This window comes from Vibrio sp. SG41-7, assembly GCF_014164465.1.
GTDB lineage: Bacteria > Pseudomonadota > Gammaproteobacteria > Enterobacterales > Vibrionaceae > Vibrio > Vibrio splendidus.
On the sequence record NZ_JACJFF010000006.1, the window covers coordinates 23,333 to 46,472 of the forward strand.

A 23,140-nucleotide genomic window follows, 5' to 3' on the forward strand; every position below is an offset into this window, starting at 1 on the left:
TCTGGCAACTAGATTTTTCTATTAGTGTCTAAAAACCGGGAGGTCATTGAAATGAAACGTGCAAGCTCTACATATCGATTACAACTGATTAAGGAAGTGGCTACTCGCCGAGATCGTCAGAGTTCCAATGACCCAATGGCAAACTACATACAAAACCTAATCGACAACAAAGACGACTGTGATACCTCGGTGGAACGCAATCAGAGGTTCAGTGGTAGTCATTTTGATGAGCATATTGGTGGTTGGGTTAGCGACCACTGGGGTAGCAAGTAGTCCGATATCTCCAGTCACTCGTGTCTTAAATAAAGCAGCGTAACCGCTGTAGAATTTATCTCCGCATTAACCTATCATCTGCAACAAATCCCTATCATTGAGTAAGCAGAAAGTGTCTGAGTTAAAAAGAGAAAAAGAAGTGATGGTTGCCTTCCAAGTGATCCCTCGCGTTAAAGAAGGCAACAACTTCGAAGTAGTTGATAAAGCCATTGAAGTTGTGAAAGCAGCCGATGTCCCTTTCCAAGTTGGTGCGATGGAAACCACAATGAAAGGTGAACTCAATCAATTACTCGATATCGTTAAAAAGGCAGAGCAAGCTTGTTACGATGCAGGGGCTGTAGAAGTGATAACCAACATAAAGATTCATAGTAAAACCACCGAGGCCGATGATACATTTTGTACATACCATCGTGGTGTAACGAAAGCGAATCACATGTTTGTTTAGCAATATGTTTATTTCAGAAAGCTGTTTATTTAAGAAAACAGCGGGTTAAGAAAGACTCTGAAGAACCAGTGATGTTATTGAAAAGGCATGTCTGAAAGGTGAGAAAGGATTTCCATTCGTTCTTCTTCTGACATCGAATGCCAATCACGCGGGCTCTCTTCAGGGTCATTTTTCGCCCCAATGTTTTTTCGATCCAGTGCTTTAACTGGTTCTTTTTTGAGTTTTACGTTCTTTTTATTCATACCGACATCACTCCTTCTGGTACAAAGGTACCTACCTTAATATTACACCCCAACCATTATGTAAAGTAATAGTTACTTCGGAGTTAAATAAAATCTTGATACTTCCTCTTTAACCGAAAAGATCTCTTTGGGGACTTGTATTTCCCTCTTCGTCGACCGACTTACCAACCAAGTTTTTTTGCTTCATTATCTTCCTTCGATAGCGCTGACGACAAAGCTTAATCACGTGCAATTGTTCTGACGGAGTCATCGACATCCAATTAAAGCGCTCTTCTCTTTTGCGCATACAACCATTGCAATAGCCTTTATCATCGCTTGAGCAAACCCCAACGCAAGGGCTTGGAACCTGGAAAAACTCTAACTGCTCCACCATGCCTCCTTACACATCAAAATCGAGCTTACTAATTAAAAAATAAGCGATTAATTTGTCGCCCAGCTCGTGAAATTCATACTAAACTATGACCTTATACTGACACATATAGTGTTTTGTAAACTATACTTTGAACCCATCAAGTTACACTTATTCGGTAACTTCGTTCTTTCCTTTGGAGCCTTATAATATGAAGTTTAGTTCAAAAAAATTACTAGCAGTAGCCGCTTTACCTATGATGCTAGCAGCATGCACAACAACAGGTGACAACGCGATGCAAGTAACACCAACCGATCTACAGCACCATAATTGGGAACTTGCGCAAATTGATGGCAAGGACATTGTGAAAAACGAAGACCAAGCAGCTCCTCGTCTAGAGATCGGCGAAAAGATGACTGCAAACGGCATGGCTGGTTGTAACAACTTCTTTGGTCAGGGCGAGCTGAAAGACGGTCAATTCCGTATCAAGCAAATGGGCATGACAATGAAAATGTGTCACGGCTCTGCGATGGAAATCGAACAGTCGGTTTCTGCTACTCTAAGCGAGTGGAGCGACGTAACCCTAACAAACGATACGCTAGTACTGAAAAACGATGTACACACGCTAACGTACACAATTCGTGATTGGGTAAACTAATCCGTTCTCGAAATAGATATTGATTAAAGGAGCCTTCATGGCTCCTTTTTATTGCCTGCTTACCCTCACAACACCTTCAAAATTAACACTCATCGCCTACTTTTCGTACCAACCTCCAATAAACCTCAAATATCTCTCATTTAGATGCAATAAATTCACTGGTTTATCGGTCTATTGCTAGGATGGTAAGAGCCTAGAGTCTGTCGAGCTTTCGAGACGATTGCATATCGAACAAAGTTTAACCAAAAAAGACCAGCACGCCCTCCCTGCTTGTTCTCAAGTAATTGATTGAATTTACTGTTGAATTAGAATTTATTTCAGAAACAGATAGAATAACTGTAGGGAGTTCTAAATAACAATGCTCTTACCCGTTCACTACCAAATGGAAAAGTTTATGAACAAGATAGTAAGTACGTTAGGAATCATGGCAACCGTTGCATACAGCGCAACCATTTATGCTGATGAAGCAACATCAACCAATAACTGGAACCAAATCGAACAGCAGGCAGAGGGACAAACTGTCTACTTTCACGCTTGGGGCGGTAGCCAAGAAATCAATCGTTACCTACAGTGGGCGGGCAAGAAATTACAGAGTGACTACGGTGTTACCTTAAAACATGTGAAAGTAACCGATATTGCAGAAACTACCACTCGCTTACTCGCAGAAAAGGCGGCAGGAAAGAACACTGAAGGCAGTGTCGATATCGTCTGGATTAACGGCGAGAATTTCCGTTCAATGAAAGAAAATGCCTTGTTGTTTGGACCATTCACTCAAACACTTCCAAACTGGCAGTACGTGGATAAGTCTTTGCCGATCGATGTCGATTTCTCGGAGCCAACAGAAGGCTTGGAGGCACCTTGGGGCGTTGGGCAACTGGTCTTCATCCACGACCAAGAAACACTGCACAATCCGCCACAATCGTTTTCAGAGATGTTGAGCTACGCTCAGGCTTTCCCGAATCGCTTAAGCTACCCGCGCCCACCAGAGTTTCACGGTACGAGCTTCATTAAGTCTCTACTGATTGAGCTAACAAACAACAGTCCTGCGCTTGCTAAACCCGTTTCAGAAGATACCTTCCAAGACGTTACGGAACCACTGTGGGCTTACTTAGATAAATTCCATAAAGTGGCATGGAGAGGCGGAAAGCAATTTCCTGCGGGTACATCTGAAAGCATTCAACTTCTGGATGACGGACAGCTCGACCTCGCGATTACGTTCAATCCAAACTCTGTATATTCAGCACAATCAAGTGGCCGCCTAGCGGAAACTACCAAGGCTTATGCGTTAGAAAGCGGCGCTCTGTCTAACATTCACTTCCTTGCGATTCCTTGGAATGCCAATGCAACCGCGGGTGCTCAAGTGACCATCAACTTCTTGTTGAGCCCAGAAGCACAATCTCGCAAAGGTGACCTCAATGTCTGGGGTGACCCTTCTGTATTGAGCAGTAAGTACTTAACCGGCAGCGCTAAAAATACTCAGCAATTTAAATCGATTGATGAACCGCATCCTAGTTGGCAAAACGCGCTCGAGAAAGAGTGGCTTAAGCGATACGGTAACTAACCTCCATGCTTCGCGCTCTATATTTTGTTGTTATAGCGGTATGTATCATCCCAACCATTCCTGGGGTAGCGGGAGTCGTGGCTTCGTCACTGAGTTTCATCCCGCCCTTAGGTTTAGACGAGCCAACACTCAACGGGTTTAGCCAAGTCTTTCAATGGGAAGGGGCTTGGCACTCTATTGGCTTAAGCCTAGGTTCAGCGGTCGCCAGCAGCTACATCGCCTGCTTTCTTACCTTTTGCATTCTTCAAGCCTCTTGGGGAAACAAGTTTTGGAGAAAGATTGAGTTAACGCTATCGCCAATGCTTGCCATTCCGCATGTGGCTTTCGCTATCGGCTTTGCTTTTTTGTTTAGCCCAACAGGGCTTGGCGCAAGAGCCGTGCATCACTTACTTGGTGAATCGGCTACAAGCTCTGAATTGGCTTTGCTGATAAAAGATCCTTACGCGTTTGGCCTTATCATTATGCTCGCACTCAAAGAAGTTCCTTTCTTGTTGCTGATGAGCATATCGATACTTCAACAAATTGATGTAGAACGTATCACCAAGGTGAGTGCATCACTCGGTTACAGCCGCGCTCAGATCTGGTGGAAGTGTATTTTCCCGCAATGGTTTACTAAGCTTCGCTTCCCAATGCTGGCTGTGCTCGCCTATAGCGTATCGGTTGTCGACATCGCTCTGATCATTGGCCCAACCAACCCACCGACTTTTGCCGTTTTGGTATGGCAATGGTTCAACGATCCAGATCTTAATCTACTACCACGAGCTGCTGCTGGTGCGATCGTTTTGTTTGGCTTGGCTTCGTTGATCATCGCCTTGGCGCGTTTAGTTGAATGGGCAATTCTTAAGTACTTTCGAACGTGGCAGTATTCAGGAAGAACAGGGGCTAACTTACCGGGGAAAACCGTATTCACAGCTCTTGCAGCTTTGTCACTGATGATCATTCCTTTGATGATTATCTGGAGTTTTGCGCAGCGCTGGCGCTTCCCTGATTTACTCCCTAGCCGCTACAGCATGCGCTTCTGGGAATTCGAGTGGGATGGCATCATGAGCACCGTTGGTCAAAGCTTATGGATTGGTCTGATTGCTGCTTCAATCGCTTTGTTGCTTGCGTTGGTTGCTCACGAATACAGAATCAAATACAAGTGGCAAGTCCCAGGCTTTATTATCGCTATTCCAATGTTGATACCTCAACTGTCGGTGTTGTTCGGCATGCAAATCACCACTCTATACATTGGCAGTAGTGCCTATGAGCTTTGGGTTATTTGGGCGCATGTTTTCTTCGCCTTTCCATTTGTGTACTTGTCTTTGGACGGCCCATGGAAAAGCTTCAACGATGGGCTGATAAAAGCTTCACTGAGCTTGGGTAAATCGCCATTTCAAAGCTGGTATTCGATCAAGCTGCCTATATTACTGCCCGCCATCGCCTTCGCTTGGGCGGTTGGGATCAGTGTGAGTTTGGCTCAGTACTTGCCGACATTGATGCTCGGTGCTGGTCGTATTAGCACCATCACCACAGAAGCCGTCGCGCTTACCAGTGGCTTCGACCGCAGAGTAACCGCAATTTATGCCATTTGGCAGGCCTTGTTGCCTCTGTTCTTTTTCTCTTTAGCGATATTAGTCAGCCGACTTCAACTTAGATATCGCCGTCTTACTTTTAAAGGTTTTCTTACTAATGAGTCTGCACCTCAACGACCTCGCCATCCATAAAAACGGTGGCGAATCGCTGTTTTCAGCGCTAAACGTAACATTAGAATCAGGCCAAATATTGGCGCTGATGGGGCCAAGCGGCTGCGGAAAATCGACTTTGTTAGATGCCATCGCGGGTCACCTGAATGACGAGTTCTCATACTCTGGCACCGTTATTTTGAACGATATTCAACTAGACGATCTCCCATCACATCGGCGTGAAGTTGGTATTCTGTTTCAAGACGACTTGTTATTTCCACACCTAAAAGTATGGGAGAACTTGGCCTTTTCGTTACCAAACTCGGTTAAGGGTTCAGACCGCCAACAACAAGCAATGGAAGCGTTAAGAGACATTGAACTGACCCGCTTGGCTGAGTCATTTCCCGACCAAATATCTGGCGGCCAGCGAGCGAGAATTAGCTTAACTCGTATGCTATTGGCGAAACCGAAATTGGCGTTGCTTGATGAGCCGTTTAGTAAGCTCGACCAAGAACTCAGAGCCCAGTTTCGCGACTGGGTATTTGAGCAACTCACTAAAGCGAATATTCCGACATTAATGGTAACGCACGACCAAACCGATGTGCCTCAAGGGGCAAAAGTTCTGTCTTGGCCATGGAGAAGTAACCATGCTGGATAAGTACTCTATTAAGATCATTAAGTGGCCATTAAATCAATCAGCCAAACTACTTAATAGATTCGGCATCACAGCTAACCAAACCACCCTGTTTGGGTTTCTGGTTGGATGTTTAGCGTTTCCAGCATTGGCATTTCCACAATACGAATGGGCGTTAGGGTTTATTGTATTTAACAGGGTTTGCGACGGGCTTGATGGAGCCTTGGCTCGAATACAAGGCATTAGTGATGCGGGCGGTTTCCTCGACATCAGCCTAGATTTCCTATTCTACTCGTTGATCCCCTTTGGCTTTGTTATCGCCAACCCAGAACACAACGCCATTGCCGGTGCATTTTTGATTTTCTCTTTTATCGGCACTGGCAGCAGCTTTTTAGCGTTTGCGGTTATGGCAGGCAAGCGAGGCATCGAAAACCCAGTCTATAAGCATAAGTCTCTGTACTACATGTCAGGGCTAACCGAAGGCACTGAAACCATCGCTTGTTTCATTGCTTTCTGTATTTGGCCTCAACACTTTGCGGCTATCGCTTACACCTTTGGTGCTGCGTGTTGGCTGACTACGTTCATGCGTATTTATTTTGGTTTCCAGACACTCAAGAATCAAACCAACTAATGTGAATTTCTGCATTCCTCATAAACAAAAACGCCGCTCAGATGAGCGGCGTTTTTATATTCTAGCTAATACTTAAACCTAATTAGGCATCTGCAGAAGCGCTAATTTTAAATCTCAACACCTTCAAGCTTGAATCAAGGTCGACATCGACAAACTCAGGCGGATTGTCCAGACGCTCAATGAATTCAACGCTTGGCGCTTCTTCTACCATCGTCTCGATTAAGAAGTTTGGCGATACTGCTGGTGAGTTAACACAAGCAATCACTTCACCACCTTCTGTTAGAAGATCAGGCAAGCGACGCAAGATCTTTTTGTAATCTTTAGTTAAAGCAAAGCTGCCTTTTTGGAACGAAGGCGGGTCGATGATAACCAACTCGTAAGGGCCACCCTTTTTGATTTTTCCCCACGACTTAAAGATATCGTAACCAAGGAAGTTAACCGAGCGCATGTCGTGATCATTCAAGCGGTGGTTATCACGGCCTTTATTTAGCGAGCCGCGCGACATATCCACGTTCATGCATTGGCGAGCGCCACCAGCGATAGCCGCGACAGAGAAACCACAGGTGTATGCGAACAGGTTAAGAACGTTCTTATCCCTAGCATTATCTTGTACCCATTGACGACCATTGCGCATGTCTAGGAACAAACCGAAGTTCTGATTACGGCCAATATCTAATTGGTACTTAAGACCGTGCTCAACCACAACGGGTGAGTCATTAAGTTCGCCCCATAAAACTTCTGACGGCGCACCATCGGCATAACGATGTTGCAGAACAATACTGGTGCCCTGCTTTGCTTGCCAGATGTCTTTATTAGTCAAATCAACCAATCCAGCTTTAAGAGATGATAAGAACTCATCATCCACTTCTTTGAATACGTTAACCAATAACTGCCCATCAACCCAATCACATGTCAGTTGATCTAGGCCTGGCCAAAACTTACCACGACCGTGAAAAATACGGCGTAGTTCATTCGGCACTTCATTAAGTTGCTGTTCAATATGACTAAAAAACAGAGGTAAAGCTGATGCTTCCATTATTTCACTCACTTAGTGTTTAGCTTTGGCCAAGTTAATGACCAAGGTTCAAGCCAGTTGTCTAAACCATTAGACACGATCTCTTGATGCCACTTCTCACCCAAGGAGTTTAGGCTTCTTGGATCGCAGACATATTCGTAGGCTTGTGATTGATAGGTAAATCGAATCGCGAAGGCATGCAGATAACCTCTGTCAGCCTCACTCGATGGATTATAAATAGGGTCACCAACAATGGCTGAGCCGATCGACTTCATCGCGACACGGATCTGGTGAGTTCGTCCCGTATAGGGTTTACATAAAAATAAACGCTCACCGGGTTCAGCCGTTGCAGATAAAAACTGGGTAATCGCTGGGTTTTCTTTGCTTGTCAGTAACTTCCAGCTCGAGCGTCGTGAACGCTCCATATCTCCTGAAATCAGCCCCTGCTTTTTCTTAGGCTTCTTCGAACCAATCGCAAGGTAGTACTTCTCGACTTCACGCTTTGCGAACAGCTGTGAAAGCTCACTTGCTGCCGAAGCATTTTTTGCCAGCAGTAGAATACCTGAGGTCATTTTATCGAGACGATGGACTAGGTATAGCTTCGGCTCGTTGATTGCTTTAGCAACTTCTTGCAACAACATGGTATCACCATCGTCTTTATGGACGCTGACGCCAGGATGTTTGTTTATGAGTAAAAAATCAGAGTGGTTCAGAAGAATGTCGAACATTTAAAGGCTAGCTCCATTGTAGAACGTGGAGTATACCGTGTCTGAACCCAGATTCCAGCTACGAAAAAGCCCAACTCACTCAATAAATATTGAATCATTGGGCTTCTTTTCAGCAAGTAGCGATCAGTGCTTGGTCTTTGTTCTATTGGCATTCGGAAAATAGAACAAAGCCACCCGCCCTACGCGAGTTTGAACTTACCGACTAATGCTTCTAGCTCAGCAACTTTAGCGTTCAAGCCTGAGGTATTTTCAGAGCTGCGAGTCGCTAATTGCAAAGACTGCTCAGAAATATCACTGATCGCCGTAATATCCGCTGCAATTTCTTTGGTCACCGCTGTCTGTTCTTCTGCCGCTGTCGCGATAGAGTTGACCATGCTTTGTACATTGCCAGCACCACTTACAATCGCTTCTAGCGCCGAAACTGCGCCAGAGCTTTGCTCAACACCAATCTCAACTAGACGACAGTTATCTTGAGTGTAAGTCACCGCTTCTTGCGTACCAGATTGAATCGACTGAATGATACCAGACACTTCTTGAGTCGCTTTGGTCGTTCTCTCTGCCAGTGCTCGTACTTCATCAGCAACCACTGCAAATCCACGTCCAAACTCGCCAGCACGTGCCGCTTCAATCGCAGCATTCAGCGCCAGTAGGTTGGTTTGTCCAGCGATGTCTTCGATTACCTTAATAACACTGCCAATCTGTTCGCCATGTGAACCTAGCGTATTCATTTGTACCGACATGTCGCTCATTTGAGTCGACACTTGTTGGATACTTGCCACCATTTCAACAATCACGTTACGGCCATCTTCTGCTGACGTTTCTGAGCGACGCGCCTCTTCATAAGTAGAAGTGCCTTGCTGAGCGACTTCAGAAATGGTCAAGCTTAGCTCTTCTGCGGCAGTCGCAATCAGGTTAGCTTTATCAGCTTGCGCAGAGGCACCAGAAACGATGTCTTGACTGATTGATGATAGCTCACCTGTCACCGATTGAACTTGGTTCGTCACAGAAGAGATTGAACCCAATAGGTCGACCAAAGATTTCTGCATTTGGTTAATCGACGTAGCAAGATCGGCCAATTCGTCACCAGAATCATCAATAATGTCGCCTGCCGTTAGGTCACCATTTGCTACACGTCGTGCTACTTGTTCAACACGAGTCAGGCGGTTGGTAATAGAGCTAGACAATACATACGCAATCACACAACCAAACACAATCGCAATGGCAGACAACACCATGATGGTGCGTTCGATGGTGGTAAACGAATCGGTTAATACAAGCAGCGATTGTTCTGTATCGGCTCGCTCACTTGCAGACGCTTGGTCCAGTAAGTTTTCAACCGGGATTAGATTGCTCTCATATAAGGAGCGAAGCTGCTGGATATTCGATAACAGCGCAGACTCATCGTTGATCATAGGTACAAGCTTAGATTCAAACTCTTGAGTAAAGCGCCCCATCAGGTCTTCAATTCGCTCAATACGGCGATGGTCTTCTGAACCTCGACTCTCTAAACGTTTTGCTTCTTTAATAGCCTGAGCAAATTCATTCTTGTTGGTTCGATAATCATTAAGCGCATTGTCGGCCTGAGTAATCGCACCAAGTGCATCGCGATAAACATCCCCAGCCTCATCTATCAATACAAGGTAGGTCACCGTTCCCGGTACATCATCCATCCTAATTTCATCAGCGCTCTTGTGAGCCCCAATGACTTCGATCCATACAATACCGACTAGCGTGACAAGCACCGCCAATATAGAGCCAAACCCGGCGTACAACTTCTTCCTAACTGACAATTTCACACAACACCTACTTAAATAAAATACAGCTCAATCAGCTATTACTTTTCATTATATCGGCTACCAGACCAATAACTTTAAGTATTTATTTTTCTTTGATAATTAAGTTAGTAGCATAAAAAAACGGGAGCCAATGGCTCCCGTTTCTTAACTTACTTTAACTCGCGGATTGTAGCTTCTAAGAGCTATGGTTTCTTAGAGCTATAGCTTCTTAAAACTATAGCTTCTCAGAACTATAACTTCTTAGAGATAAGCGCAGAGCCAGCAATGATACCAATACCTAGTAGCATGATTGCACCTTTACCGCTGTCGAAGCCAGAAGAGATACCCATGAACGCTACGATAGCGATAGCTACTGGGATGATGTACTTAACAAGTGTGTACCATAGACCGAATAGTGGGAAAGATACTTCACCGTCGTTAGTGATTTCTTTCTCTAGGTCAGCACGGTTTAGTCTCCAACCAGCGAAGATACATACCAACATACCGCCAACTGCTAGGAAGATTTTATCCGTTAGTAAGTCGAAGATATCAAATGCACCAGTACCAAACAGTGTTGGACCGAAGCCGCCAAGTGATAGAGAAGCGAAGATACATAGAATCGCCATTACGACACTTGCAGACAGTACTGCAGTCACACGCTTCATGCCTTTCTCATCGATTAGGTACGAAACCACAACTTCAAGTAGAGATACTGAAGAAGTTAGTGCCGCAACACTTAGACCAACGAAGAACATTAGAGCAAATAGAAGACCAACTACGCCGCCCATTTCAGCGAATAGCTGAGGAACAACAACGAATACTAGACCAGGGCCCGCCGCAGGTTCCATACCAAATGCGAACATTGCAGGGAACATTGCAACACCAGCTAGGATAGCAACGCCTGTATCCATCGCCGTAACCATAGCTGTAGTTTGAACTAGGTTCTCTTTCTTCTTAAGGTAAGAACCGTAAGTCAACATACAACCCATACCAAGAGATAATGAGAAGAATGCTTGACCTAGTGCAGCTAGAATTACACCGCTGTCTACTTTAGAGAAATCAGGGCTGAATAGGAATTCAAGACCAGCCATCGCGCCCGGAAGCATTAGGCCTTTGATTGATACCACGATAAGGATGATGAAAAGAAGTGGCATCAGAATCTTACCCGCTTTCTCAATACCGCCAGAAATACCTTTCATAACGATGACAACGTTAAGTAGTAGGTATAGGCCCATCCACATAAGTGGTTGAACTGGGTTTGAGATAAAGCCACCGAAGCTGTCACCAATTGCTTCAGGTGCGTCTAGTAGACCACCAGCAATTTTACCGATGTATGCGATAGACCAGCCACCTACTACAGGGTAGAAACCCATGATAAGTAGACCACTGACTACGCCGATAACACCAGCGAACGTCCAACGACGGTCAGTTGATTTAAATGCACCTACTGCTGATTTTTGCGTATGACGGCCAATCGCAAATTCAGTCAGCATGACACTGAAACCGATGAAGATTACAAAAAACAGGTAAATTGCAACGAATGCACCGCCGCCACTTTCGCCTGCTGTGTAAGGGAATTTCCAGATGTTACCTAGACCAACAGCAGAACCTGCTGCAGCCATTACGAATCCTAACTTCGAACCCCAGGTATCGCGGGGTGTTGTGGTTGTATTACTAGTAGCCACGTGTACTCCAAACTTTTGTGTTGTGTGATGTTGTGTTTTGCTTTGGGTGGCGTCTTTAAAAGATAAGGTGTATAAAAAAATTTACACACTTAAAAGATTTGATTGACGCTCGTTGTATGGCAAGTAAACCAGTTTAAGAATAAAATTGGAAGTCCGAACCGTACATATTTCGTTACCAATGTAAATTTTTATGGTTAAATGCCGTCTTTTTATACAAAACAATCGTTTTCGTCTTAAGTTAACCAAAACTTAACAACTATAACCTGTTTACAGCTTTTGCTCTATTTTGTAAATAGTTGATTCCTTAAATTCCCATATCCTCAAAATAGCATTACTATCTAAGTGTCTCTTTTTTCGAGTATTCAATGTGGAAAAGCTCTACCATTTTTTAACTTTAGCTTCCGTTGCTTTGTACTGGGTTCTCGTCGCCGGTGTGACCTTTCGTGTCGTACTAAAACGACGCTCTGTCAGCGTTTCTCTCGCGTGGTTGATGGTTATCTACATTATCCCGATTGTTGGCGTGGCCTGTTACTTCCTTTTCGGCGAGCTAAACCTAGGTAGAAAGCGGGCTGAGCGCGCACATCGCATGTTTACTCCGTTCGGTGATTGGTTCCGCCAATTAAATGATTGTCAGGTTCACCTTCCAGGTAAAGTTGGCTCCCCAATCCACAAGATTGATGAGCTTTGTAATAATCGAATGGGTATTCCTGCACTTAGTGGAAACACACTTTCACTGCAAGCTTCACCCAATGAGATCCTGCACGCAATTATCGAAGATATAGAAAACGCACAAACCAGTATCAAAATGGTTTTCTACATTTGGCATCCTGGTGGTCTAACCGACTCCGTAGCCTCTGCACTGATTCGAGCGGCCAAACGTGGCGTAGATGTTAAGGTTTTACTCGATTCAGCAGGTAGTCCACGCTTTTTCAAAAGCCATTGGCGTTCAATGATGAAAGACGCTGGTGTGCAAGTTGTGCAAGCATTAGAAGTAAGCCCATGGCGTATTTTCTTACGTCGCCTTGATTTAAGACAGCACCGTAAGATCATCGTGATTGATGAATCCATCGCCTATACCGGTTCAATGAACATGGTGGATCCGGCGCATTTCAAACAGAGTTCAGGCGTTGGTCAATGGATCGACGTAATGGTCCGAGTCACTGGGCCAACCGTTAACGTGCTTTCGGCTATTCATGGTTGGGATTGGGAAGTAGAAACAGGCGAACGGATTCTTCCTGATTTACCTGAATGCCCGATTGAAGAAATAATGACGCACCATCCGGTTCAGGTCGTTCCGTCTGGCCCTGGTATGCCGGAATATTTGATCCTACAAGTTCTGACTATTGCCATTAATCAAGCCAATCGTTCTGTGCGCATCACTACACCTTATTTTGTACCGAGTGCCGACTTGTTAGAAACGCTAAAAATGACAGCGCAAAGGGGCATAAACGTCGAACTGATCATTCCACACAACAACGATTCATTGATGGTTAAATGGGCTTCTCGTGCTTTCTATACAGAGTTACTTGAAGCTGGCGTTAAGATTTACGAATTTTACGGTGGCCTTCTTCACACCAAATCGGTAGTGATTGATGAAGAGTTTTGCTTAATCGGAACGGTCAATATCGACATGCGCAGCCTTTGGCTAAACTTCGAAGTGACGCTAGCCGTTGATGACGTACACTTCACCAAGCAACTGTTTGATTTGCAGCAATCCTATATTGAATCATCTCATCCAGTGGAACTGGAGCAATGGGAGCAGAGAAATTTACGTAACCGCTTCTTCGAACGATTGTTCTATTTGTTCAATCCACTGCTGTAATCCAATCAATGGACCCACTGCGACTCATATCTCTCTACTTATCAGATTTTTGACCTTTCACGATAAACGACGTGAAAGGTTAAAAAGCGAAAGAAAAGCATAAAAACTCCCCCTCTGCTCTTGCTTTGAATGCTATTGGCATGTTTTAAATAGGACATAACCGATTGATAAGGAATTCACAGCATGTCCGAGAACAAAACCACTAAACTGATCACTGCAGGTCGTGATAAGAAGTGGACCAATGGTGTCGTTAACCCACCAGTACAGCGCGCTTCAACTGTCGTGTTCAACTCAGTAGAAGAAAAGCGTAAAGCTACGATTAATCGCGCTAATAAAACGCTTTTTTACGGACGCCGTGGAACCAACACTCACTTCGCTTTCCAAGATGCCATGGTTGAAGTCGAGGGCGGCGCAGGCTGTGCACTTTACCCTTGTGGTACTGCAGCCATTTCAAATGCCATTCTTTCTTTTGTAGAAACAGGCGATCATATTCTGATGGTCGACACCTGCTACGAACCGACGCGTGATTTCTGTGACACCATCATGAAGAAGATGGGTGTAGAGACGACCTACTACGAGCCAACGATCGGTGAAGGCATCCAAGACCTTATTAAGCCAAACACTAAGGTGCTGTTTACCGAATCTCCGGGGTCAGTCACCATGGAAGTGCAAGACATTCCAACGCTAGCGCGTATTGCTCATGAACACGACATCATCGTGATGCTCGATAACACATGGGCTGCTGGTGTGAACTTCTCACCGTTTGATTTTGGCGTTGATATCTCGATTCAAGCTGCGACCAAATACATTGTTGGTCACTCTGATGTGATGTTGGGTACGGCTGTTGCCAACGAGAAGTGTTGGGATCAACTAAGAGAACAGAGCTATTTGATGGGGCAATGTGTATCACCAGATGACGCTTACCTTGCCCTTCGTGGTATTCGTACTCTTGACGTTCGACTACGCCAACATGCAGAAAGCAGTTTGAAAGTCGCAAAATGGTTGGAGACTCGACCTGAGGTTGATCATGTTCGTCACCCTGCCCTTGAGTCTTGCCCAGGCCATGAATTCTTCAAACGAGATTTCACTGGCGGTAATGGTTTGTTCTCTTTCGTGCTGAAGAACTCAAATACAAAAGCAACCACAGCGCTGCTTGATGGTATGACGCACTTTAGTATGGGTTACTCATGGGGTGGCTTTGAAAGCTTAATTCTAGCGAACGAACCGAACAGCTTCGATAGCCTAAGAACAGTAGCGAACCCTAACTTCACAGGAACCTTGGTACGTGTTCATATCGGCTTAGAAGATGTCGATGACCTGATTGCAGACCTAGAAGCAGGATTGGAGCGTTACAACGCGCTCGTTTAATTTAAAGCGTTAGTAGACTCAGACCAAAAAGGCAGGATATTCCTGCCTTTTTTAGATTAGCGCATTAGACACGTCGCTTTAAAAAGCTACTGAACGTCAAAGCACGCCCAATTGAAAATTTCAGAGCGGTGTTCATTGAACAAATACAAAGACTGATCCTTGACTGCAATAGCGTAATCAATCGTCACCCCTTTATACTCACTATATTCATTGTTAATAATTGGATCATGGAAAGGGGTCGCCGTTCTCACATCTATAATGCTCATCGACAAATTATTCCCATCAAGCTCATAGTGCCCGAAATACAGATTTTCCATAGTACTCTCCTTACCGTCTTGCTCTGTAATCGTCACAAACTCTCTCATGCTAAAGGTATGGTCAGATTGAAAAGTAAGGCTTATACGTTCATAAAGCGATTGATATGGTTGGAATGCCTGAGATAAAAAATCAGTTTTAATCGTTTTGCAATGCCATCGAGTGCCCGCTAATACGTTCTGTTCTGGCAAAAAACTTGCAGCAGCAATTACCACTAAAATGAGTAAACCAATTAGTCGCAAAAGTAACTCCTCTTCTTCATATACTGAGCAAAGGAATCAAAAGACGACTCTACATTGAAAACCGAAGCACTATAATTCAGAGCCTCACCATCTTTCCTTTGAATCAACATGTATAACGCGTCATCTTCGGGTTGGTCGACTGATGGGTAAATACGGACAAAGACATCAACGTTACAGTGGCTAGGTATCACCGCTGTAAGCTTTTGAGTGACCGCAGGCAACGAATAGGAGTCATTATGAGCAATATGGAAGAAGTAGTGGTTGGTATTGTCGGTGTAATTGTCACGATATTCCGCTTTATCAATAAAATAAGGCAGGGGCGTATAGTAGGTTTGGAAAAGGTTGAACGCCGTTACTGCGACACAAACCAAAGCGAGTAAATAACCGGCTTTAGCGAGGTGTCTATTAGACACAACATTTGCCTGTTCTTGCTTAACTCCACTCTGATCTAGGTGTGACTCACTAGGTAGCTCGGAAGAAACAACTTTCGCAGAATCTGTATCAATCAAGACTTCATTTATCGTTAACGGGTCTTGGGATATTTCTTGGGACATTCCTTGGGACAAAGGTACGTTTTGCTTCAACGTAGAATCGGCAAGCGAGACACCGATTTCGCAGACTTCTTTACTCGCTTGAGAAGGCACCTCTTCAGTTACTGTGGACCGGTTCAACTCGTCGATTTCAAGAGAATACCCTGTCTTACTAACGGTACGAATCGTCGCGCAACCACAAGTTACCCTAGACAATGTTTTTCGAATCTTTGAGATAACGTTAGTCAGAGCTTGCTCTGAGACAATCACATTGCCCCAGCACCTATCAAATATCAGGCCTCGTTCAATGCACTCACCAGCATTTTCAAGCAAGAATAGAAACACCTTACCTTCTAACGGCGCGATAGTTTCTACGTGGCCATCTTCACGCACAAACTGCCTAAGCAAGGGATCATAACGAGCATCACATATTTGGTAGATTTGTTGTTTCACTATCGTCTTCTAGGTTTGAATTCGGTCGCATATGATATTGAATAGTTTACAAATGACCAGTAAATTTTCCAATTCTCACGCAATTATTTCGCGACGAGAAATAACACTTTTATTTGTGTGGACAACCTTCTAAATGATCATTAACCATACCTGTCGCTTGCATAAGCGCGTAACAGATTGTTTCCCCTACAAACTTAAAGCCTCTCTTCTTCAAAAACTTACTCATCGCTTTAGATTGCTCGGTAGAAGCGGGAACTTGAGACATCTCAGTCCAGTTGTTTTCTATCACCTTGTTATCGACAAATTGCCATAAGGCGTTAGAAAGAGAGCCGAACTCTTTCTGTAATTCAAGCGTTGCTCGCGCATTACCGTATACAGAGGCGATCTTGCCTTTATGCTTAACCACATCGAAGTTTTCAATGATATGAGGCACGTTGTCTTCGTTCATCGCTGCAAGCTTGTTGAGATCATAGTTATCAAACGCAGCACGATAGCCTTCGCGCTTTTTAAGGATCGTAATCCAACTCAGACCCGCCTGAGCGCCTTCTAAAGTAATAAACTCAAACAGAACTTGGTCATCATAAACAGGCACGCCCCACTCTGCATCGTGATACTCCCTTTCAAGCTCATGTTTAAGCGCCCATGCACACGTTCTATCCACTGTATTCGCTTCCATTTCGATAGTCTCTTTTAGTAATCGTACATAAAAATAATGCCCCAATTAGGGGCATTATTTCAAAGGTTAGTTGACGTTAAGCCACTTCAATTTTATGGAATAAACGATACAGCACAGGTACTACGATTAGCGTGAGTACAGTCGCAAAGCCTAAACCAAACATGATGGTTACTGCCATTGGTTTAAAGAAGATATCCGGTAGTAGAGGGATCATACCAAGAATGGTGGTGATCGCTGCCATACATACCGGACGAACACGACTCAGTGCCGCATCAACAACCGCTACATACGGGTCTTTACCTGATTTCATTTCAATCTCAATTTGGTCAAGTAATACGATACCGTTCTTAAGTAGCATCCCGGATAAACTCAAAAAGCCTAGCAATGCCATAAAGCCAAATGGTGTGTTCAAGGCTAATAAGCCTGTCGTTACCCCGATTAGCGCTAATGGAACCGTTAGCCAAACAATCAGCGGCTCTTTGACCGAGTTGAATAAGAACACGGTAATCAAGAACATGAACAGGTAACCCATCGGCATAGTGGTAAACAGAGACGCTTGTGCATCAGCAGATGACTCATATTCACCACCCCACTCCAACGAATAACCCGGTGGCATCTCAATCGCTTCAATTTGTGGCTGCAAGCGTTTCTGTAACGTCGAAGCCGTTTCTTCACCCAATAGGTCGTTGTCGGCCATTACCGTCAGCATACGCTTACGGTTCTTACGGATAATAAGTGGATCTTCCCATTCCAATTCGTAGCCAAGCGTCACTTGCTGCAACGGAATATATTCGCTTAATGCCGGGCTCCAAATCTTCATACCTTCGATGTTGCGAATATCAACTCGCTCATCTTCAGGTAAACGAGCCACAATAGGCATCAGCGTAGTACCATCACGATACACACCAATCGACTTACCAGAGAAAGACATCGCTAGGAAATCATCAACGTCAGACTTGGTAATACCATAACGACGCGCTTGGCTTTCATTGAACTGAGGCTCTAATACCTTAGTTCTTTCACGCCAATCATGACGAACGTTAAACGCTCCGTCATCGGCACGCATGATGTCCATAACTTGAGCTGCGATTGAACGTAGCACGGTTGGATCTGAACCGACGATTCGAGCCTCAATTTTCGCACCGCCACCAGGGCCTAATTCAATTTGCTTAAGTTTGTAATCAATTTCTGGGAACTGACTGTCAACGTGTTCACGGAAGCGACGCATCAGCCCCTCAAGCACCTGGTAATCTTTCACACGAACCGTGATTTCGCCATACGCGCTATAACTCTTCTCGGGTGAGTAGGTCAACATGAAACGCTGCAGACCTTTACCGGCTGTGGTCGTGATATGTTCAACTTCACTTTGTTCCGACAACCAACTCTCAAGCACTCTCAACTTGGTATTAGTTGCTCGAATATCCGTACCTTCTGGCATCCAAACATCCACTTGGAACATTGGAGTAGTTGAAGATGGGAAGAATGCTTGTTTCACAAAGCCAAAACCGTACACACTCGCACCTAAACCAATCACCAGAACGATCATGGTTAGCCACGCGCGTTTCATACAGAACTCAAGGAAGTTTTTATAGATAACAAAAACCATCCCGTTGTATGGGTCTTTGCCTTCGTTATCGGGATCAACCTTCTGTCCTCTGAAGAAGATATCGGCAAAAAACGGCGTGATCGAGATAGCAGTAAACCAACTCAGCATCAATGAAATCAATAGTACCGTGAACAAGGTGCCACAGTATTCGCCCGTTGAATCTTCAGACAAACCAATTGGAGCAAACGCGGTGACTGCAATCACCGTTGCACCGAGCAGTGGCCATTTGGTTTGGGTCACGATATCAGTGGCGGCCTGCATCCGGGTTCGCCCCTTCTGCGTGCCGATCAATATCCCCTCCACCACCACAATGGCATTATCCACCAGCATCCCCAAGGCAATAACCAACGCGCCCAGTGAAATACGTTGAAGGTCGATTTTGAAGTACTGCATGAAAATAAAGGTGCCGAATACGGTCAATAGCAGTATCAAACCAATCAACAGACCCGATCGTACTCCCATGAAGAACAGTAACACCACGATTACGATCGCAACCGCCTGCCCTAAACTCACCACAAATCCGCTTACCGACTTGTTCACCTCTTTAGGTTGGTTATAAACCTCGGAGATGTCGATACCGACGGGTTGTTGATATTTAAGCTCGGCGAGTCTTCGATCAAAGTCTTCACCCACTGCGACCACGTTCACGCCTTGCGCAAAAGAGACACCCAGGTTAAGCGCGAGTTCGCCGTTATAACCAATGATGTTACTCGGTACCTCAACGTAACCACGAGTTACATTCGCCACATCTTTTAGATAGATAAGCCCTTGAGCGCCACCTTCCGTAAGAATCAAATCTCCAAGCTGTTCAACGTTCTGGAACTCACCCGTTGGATGGATTCGAATATATTCATCACCAATCCTTACCGCTCCTGCACTTGATACAATATTTTGAGTCGATAAAAGGTTAAATACCGTGCTTGGAGACAGACCCAGAGAGCTTATCCGTTTCATCGATATCTCAATGAACACTTGCTCTTGTTGTTGGCCGGAAACGGAGACTTTACTGACCCCATCAACCAACTCTAGCTCTCGCCTTAGGTAATCAATGTAATCCAGCAGCTCTTTGTAGCTATAGCCGTCCCCCGTCACCGCCAGCAAAATCCCGTAAACGTCACCGAAGTCATCGATGACTTGAGGATCATTGACGCCGGGTGGCAGTTCAACCTTGAGATCATTCACTTTTCGGCGAAGTTCATCCCATATTTGCGGAAGATCATCTGGGCCGTAGTTGTTCTTCATCGTCACCGTTACCTGTGATAGGCCGCGGCTAGAGATAGAGTTCACTTCGTCCACATAGGTAAGTTGTTGAATCGCTTTTTCTAATGGGTAAGTAACTTCTTCTTCAACTTGTTGAGGTGTGGCCCCTGGGTAAGAGGTCACAACCATCGCATCTTTGATAGTAAAGGCAGGATCTTCTAAACGACCCAAGCCGAAAAAGGCAGAGACACCACCAATAAGAAAGATCAGAGATAGCATCCAGCTAATGACTTTGTTACGTATAAAGTAAGAAGCAACACCTGTGATCTGATCATCACCCTGTTGATCGTCATTTTGGGGCTTGTTATTTACTTCACTCATTGTTCGTCTCCTGAGACAATACTTCCACTGTCATCCCATCTCGCAATCGCGATACGCCTGCAACAACGACATGCTGCCCCATTTCTAATCCTTTCATGATCTGCAATGTTTTCTGATTGGCTTTTCCTATTACGACTTGCTGTTTTGAGACGGTACTGTCGTCATTAAGCACCCATACATAAGAGTTCTGGCGCGTTAAATCATCGCCATCCGCATTAAACACAGCTTCGATTGGGATAAGTACCCCAGCTTTTAACTCCAAGCCGATATCTCGCCCATTTGACGTCACCTCAACGGCCATACCATCCAGAATCAAATCATCTTCCGGCATAGGTAGAGCAAGCGTCACCGTGAACGTGCCCGTGCTTGGGTCAGGTTCAGTGGTAAACTCCTTAATAGCCGCCGTGTATTCATTGCCACTGGGCACTCTTACCACAGCCTCAACATTCGATAACAGCTGTTCGCTAGGCTGATTCACGTAAATCTGGTCAGGCAGTTGGATAACAACCTCAACATCTTCGACACTGTGAATGTTCACCACCTGCTGGCCTACCTGAATATTTTCATATTGATCGACACTGACACGAGAAATGATCCCATCAACAGGGGCACGAAGCTTAGTGAACGACAAGCGCAGTTTTGCGAGTTCCAGCTCGGCATAAGCGATCTGGCGTTGAGCAGCAATTTCATCAAACTGTGACTTCGCCAATAAACCTTTCTTCACTAGCGGACTTGAACGTCTGTATTGATTGTTAATTACCGTGTAACGCGCCTGAGCATTGTCGACATCCAGTTGATAATCGGTAGGGTCAAGCTCTGCAATGATGTCTCCTTGTGAAACACGCTCACCTTCTTTCACATCAAGCTTATTGATTTCACCAGCGACTCGAAAGCTGAGATGAGCCTTCTCGGCAGCGTTTGCAACCGCAGGGAAATAGAGTTTGTCGCTAAAGTCGATGACTGAAATCTCGATAGCTTTAACCAAGGGCGTGTTATTCACTTCTACAACTTGTTTATCTTCACAAGCCGTAAGTAAAGCCAAACACGACAGTCCAGCGGCCACTTTAAGTGTTTTCATGTTATAGCCCCCTTTCCTTGATCCACTCTCGAACTTTAACGCCCGGTTCAAGACCATTAACACCAGAAGTTACGATGCGGTCACCATCGTTCAACCCTGAAACAATATGGCGCTTTTCATCGATGATGATTGCGACATTTTCAACAATACCGTCGCTATTCACGCGCCACACAGAGACATCATCGCCATCAGTCATCATTGCTGATGTGGGAATTTTTGTGGCGGCCGCTAACGCTGAAACTAAATGAACTGTGCCTGACATACCCGGCAAAATACCAACATCGGTGGGTCTTTCCATTACCATGGTGACTTTGTACGACCCGGTTTTGGGATCCGCTTCAGTATCAACTTCTTGGAATGCTAAAGCGTAGGAGCTAGCAGGGAAAGCATCAAAAACCATGGTTGCATCCGTCTCAAACCCTGAAGAAAAGCGCGTGATAAGTTGGTCGGGTAATAAGAATACGACTTTGAGGATTTGATTCGTTTGAATATTCATCACGCCTTGTTTAGCAGCGATATATTCATGGTTTTCAGCAGGAATGATGGAGATAGTACCATCGTAAGGCGCAACCAAAGTGGTATAACGTAGATTGGCTTTTGCTTGGTTAAGCACCGCTTTAGCAGAATTATGATTAGCTTTCGCTTGGTCGAAGTCTTGCTCAGATACGACACGATCTTTGCGCAACTTAATGGAACGTTGGTATTGAACATCGGCAAGCTTAAAGTTGGCTCTCGCTTGCTTCTCTAACAACTGATATTCGTCAGGATTAAGCGTTGCAAGCCCATCACCTTTGGTAACCTGTTGACCAGACGTGACATCGATAGTCTGAAGTAACCCTGGAACACGAAATGCCAGTACTGCTTTGTCACCAGCTTCTGTGGTGGCTGGAAAGCTACGTTCAAAGGCATTACTACCGACGGAGACAGTGAAGAGTTTGGCGGGTCTAGAATCAGGTTCAGGTACGGGAGGAAGCTCCTTACCACACCCAGACAACCCAGCTAAGGCTGTCAATAGGACAACGGAGGCTCTATACATTAGTGATCATCCATAACTATAAATATTTTTATAACATAGATTAATCACATGTAACTTACCAGTTATCGTAAGATTTATTTAGACAAAATTATTAAAAAAAATAACGGCTTGGAATAAATTTTCCTAAACCGTTATCTAATATTTTTCAGGTTTACCACTACATGTTCTTAAATGCGCGGTCGACTTTGAAAGTATCCGAAGTCACATAAGCTTCCATATTGCGGACACTGGTCTCTAATTTCTGGAAATCACCCTCTAAAGTGCCCAGTAACGACTCTGCCGTTTGCCCTTTTTCCCAAGGTTTTTGCTTAAGCGTGTGCTCTTGTTTGGCCTTCATCTGATCGACATACTGAGGCGGTTGTTTTTCAAGCATAAATGTCAAAGCTACATACGCTAATAACACCAAAAAGCTACCACCAAGCAGTGCCGCTGAGATAACCAAGATACGAACCAACCACACTTCAAGGCCAAAGTAGTTCGCTAACCCTGCGCAGACGCCAGACAGCTTACCGTTAATGGGATCGCGATACAGTTCTCTACTCATAGTTTCGTCTCCAGTTAGGTGACTCCGCATCCAGTATTTTTTCTAGTGTTTTCACTCTGTCTTGCATCGATTCGGCTTGCGCAGAAAGCTTGTGCAAACGCTGAAGATCCGTTTCTGAAAGACCATTACTGGATTTCTTCTTACTGCGGTAATGTAAGAACAACCATAGCGGTGCCACGAAGATTAAAAAGACAATCAATGGGCCTGCAATTAGAAATGTTGACATAGA

Annotated in this window: 23 protein-coding genes; 9 read left to right on the plus strand and 14 right to left on the minus strand. The window is 44.7% G+C overall.

Annotated elements, in window-relative coordinates; all coding sequences use genetic code 11:
- Window positions 1–51: 51 nt before the first annotated feature.
- Complete coding sequence (locus tag H5300_RS02640; RefSeq protein WP_004734659.1) at window positions 52–273, plus strand: hypothetical protein; 222 nt, start codon at window positions 52–54, stop codon at window positions 271–273.
- A 142-nt stretch (window positions 274–415) separates the two neighbouring features.
- On the plus strand, window positions 416–718 hold the full coding sequence (locus H5300_RS02645) for a thiamine-binding protein (protein ID WP_017065764.1): 303 nt from the start codon (window positions 416–418) through the stop codon (window positions 716–718).
- A gap of 74 nt (window positions 719–792) precedes the next feature.
- On the opposite strand, the gene H5300_RS02650 is transcribed toward H5300_RS02645, so the two are convergent.
- The gene (locus H5300_RS02650) at window positions 793–960 is read right to left on the minus strand and encodes a hypothetical protein (protein ID WP_017079018.1); all 168 of its coding nucleotides are present in this window, start codon (window positions 958–960) and stop codon (window positions 793–795) included.
- A 109-nt stretch (window positions 961–1,069) separates the two neighbouring features.
- A complete protein-coding gene (locus tag H5300_RS02655) occupies window positions 1,070–1,333 on the minus strand; it encodes a DUF1289 domain-containing protein (RefSeq protein ID WP_017079017.1) in 264 nt (87 codons plus the stop codon).
- A 187-nt stretch (window positions 1,334–1,520) separates the two neighbouring features.
- Between H5300_RS02655 and H5300_RS02660 the strand changes: the two genes are divergently transcribed.
- The 5 genes from H5300_RS02660 (at window position 1,521) to H5300_RS02680 (ending at window position 6,457) form a co-directional block, all read left to right on the plus strand.
- A complete protein-coding gene (locus H5300_RS02660) occupies window positions 1,521–1,967 on the plus strand; it encodes an META domain-containing protein (protein ID WP_017057112.1) in 447 nt (148 codons plus the stop codon).
- A 394-nt stretch (window positions 1,968–2,361) separates the two neighbouring features.
- Window positions 2,362–3,528: an ABC transporter substrate-binding protein gene (locus tag H5300_RS02665; protein ID WP_029405181.1), complete on the plus strand. Its 1,167-nt coding sequence runs from the start codon at window positions 2,362–2,364 to the stop codon at window positions 3,526–3,528.
- A gap of 5 nt (window positions 3,529–3,533) precedes the next feature.
- Window positions 3,534–5,234: an ABC transporter permease gene (locus tag H5300_RS02670; RefSeq protein WP_004734622.1), complete on the plus strand. Its 1,701-nt coding sequence runs from the start codon at window positions 3,534–3,536 to the stop codon at window positions 5,232–5,234.
- Complete coding sequence (locus H5300_RS02675; RefSeq protein ID WP_102511508.1) at window positions 5,200–5,850, plus strand: ATP-binding cassette domain-containing protein; 651 nt, start codon at window positions 5,200–5,202, stop codon at window positions 5,848–5,850. The genes H5300_RS02670 and H5300_RS02675 overlap by 35 nt, the downstream gene beginning before the upstream one ends.
- Window positions 5,840–6,457: a CDP-alcohol phosphatidyltransferase family protein gene (locus H5300_RS02680; RefSeq protein ID WP_182795350.1), complete on the plus strand. Its 618-nt coding sequence runs from the start codon at window positions 5,840–5,842 to the stop codon at window positions 6,455–6,457. Before H5300_RS02675 ends, H5300_RS02680 begins: the two co-directional genes overlap by 11 nt.
- A gap of 82 nt (window positions 6,458–6,539) precedes the next feature.
- Here H5300_RS02680 and H5300_RS02685 read toward each other — a convergent pair whose 3' ends face one another.
- The 4 genes from H5300_RS02685 to H5300_RS02700 all read right to left on the minus strand — a co-directional run bounded on the left by H5300_RS02685 (window position 6,540) and on the right by H5300_RS02700 (window position 11,660).
- A complete protein-coding gene (locus H5300_RS02685; protein WP_102498478.1) occupies window positions 6,540–7,493 on the minus strand; it encodes a class I SAM-dependent methyltransferase in 954 nt (317 codons plus the stop codon).
- 8 nt (window positions 7,494–7,501) lie between these two features.
- Window positions 7,502–8,200 carry a TIGR01621 family pseudouridine synthase gene (locus H5300_RS02690; RefSeq protein ID WP_004734618.1) on the minus strand — a complete coding sequence of 233 codons (699 nt, stop codon included), beginning with the start codon at window positions 8,198–8,200 and terminating at the stop codon, window positions 7,502–7,504.
- Window positions 8,201–8,379: 179 nt separating this feature from the next.
- Entirely contained in the window at window positions 8,380–9,996 is a 1,617-nt protein-coding gene (locus tag H5300_RS02695; RefSeq protein WP_017083283.1) for a methyl-accepting chemotaxis protein, read from the minus strand.
- 230 nt (window positions 9,997–10,226) lie between these two features.
- On the minus strand, window positions 10,227–11,660 hold the full coding sequence (locus tag H5300_RS02700) for a sodium-dependent transporter (RefSeq protein ID WP_012604350.1): 1,434 nt from the start codon (window positions 11,658–11,660) through the stop codon (window positions 10,227–10,229).
- Between the two features lie 367 nt (window positions 11,661–12,027).
- Here H5300_RS02700 and cls point away from each other — a divergent pair, with 367 nt between their 5' ends.
- Together cls and H5300_RS02710 are read left to right on the plus strand one after the other, a co-directional pair.
- Complete coding sequence (gene cls, locus H5300_RS02705; RefSeq protein WP_182795351.1) at window positions 12,028–13,482, plus strand: cardiolipin synthase; 1,455 nt, start codon at window positions 12,028–12,030, stop codon at window positions 13,480–13,482.
- A gap of 183 nt (window positions 13,483–13,665) precedes the next feature.
- On the plus strand, window positions 13,666–14,850 hold the full coding sequence (locus H5300_RS02710; RefSeq protein ID WP_004734614.1) for a cystathionine beta-lyase: 1,185 nt from the start codon (window positions 13,666–13,668) through the stop codon (window positions 14,848–14,850).
- Between the two features lie 86 nt (window positions 14,851–14,936).
- Here the strand turns inward: H5300_RS02710 and H5300_RS02715 are convergent, their stop codons facing one another.
- From H5300_RS02715 to pspB, 8 genes are all read right to left on the minus strand, one after another.
- The gene (locus H5300_RS02715; RefSeq protein ID WP_017079009.1) at window positions 14,937–15,407 is read right to left on the minus strand and encodes a hypothetical protein; all 471 of its coding nucleotides are present in this window, start codon (window positions 15,405–15,407) and stop codon (window positions 14,937–14,939) included.
- Complete coding sequence (locus tag H5300_RS02720) at window positions 15,398–16,390, minus strand: winged helix-turn-helix domain-containing protein (protein ID WP_182795352.1); 993 nt, start codon at window positions 16,388–16,390, stop codon at window positions 15,398–15,400. Before H5300_RS02720 ends, H5300_RS02715 begins: the two co-directional genes overlap by 10 nt.
- Window positions 16,391–16,499: 109 nt before the next feature.
- Window positions 16,500–17,066 (minus strand): DNA-3-methyladenine glycosylase I, encoded by a 567-nt coding sequence (locus tag H5300_RS02725; protein ID WP_182795353.1) that lies wholly within the window; start codon window positions 17,064–17,066, stop codon window positions 16,500–16,502.
- 76 nt (window positions 17,067–17,142) lie between these two features.
- Window positions 17,143–20,253 (minus strand): efflux RND transporter permease subunit, encoded by a 3,111-nt coding sequence (locus H5300_RS02730; RefSeq protein WP_017079006.1) that lies wholly within the window; start codon window positions 20,251–20,253, stop codon window positions 17,143–17,145.
- Entirely contained in the window at window positions 20,246–21,331 is a 1,086-nt protein-coding gene (locus tag H5300_RS02735) for an efflux RND transporter periplasmic adaptor subunit (protein ID WP_182795354.1), read from the minus strand. The genes H5300_RS02730 and H5300_RS02735 overlap by 8 nt, the downstream gene beginning before the upstream one ends.
- Window position 21,332: 1 nt before the next feature.
- Window positions 21,333–22,367 carry an efflux RND transporter periplasmic adaptor subunit gene (locus H5300_RS02740; protein ID WP_102533535.1) on the minus strand — a complete coding sequence of 345 codons (1,035 nt, stop codon included), beginning with the start codon at window positions 22,365–22,367 and terminating at the stop codon, window positions 21,333–21,335.
- Window positions 22,368–22,524: 157 nt separating this feature from the next.
- Complete coding sequence (gene pspC, locus H5300_RS02745; protein ID WP_029222097.1) at window positions 22,525–22,911, minus strand: envelope stress response membrane protein PspC; 387 nt, start codon at window positions 22,909–22,911, stop codon at window positions 22,525–22,527.
- Window positions 22,904–23,137 (minus strand): envelope stress response membrane protein PspB, encoded by a 234-nt coding sequence (gene pspB, locus H5300_RS02750; RefSeq protein ID WP_004734605.1) that lies wholly within the window; start codon window positions 23,135–23,137, stop codon window positions 22,904–22,906. The genes pspC and pspB overlap by 8 nt, the downstream gene beginning before the upstream one ends.
- Window positions 23,138–23,140 lie beyond the last annotated feature (3 nt).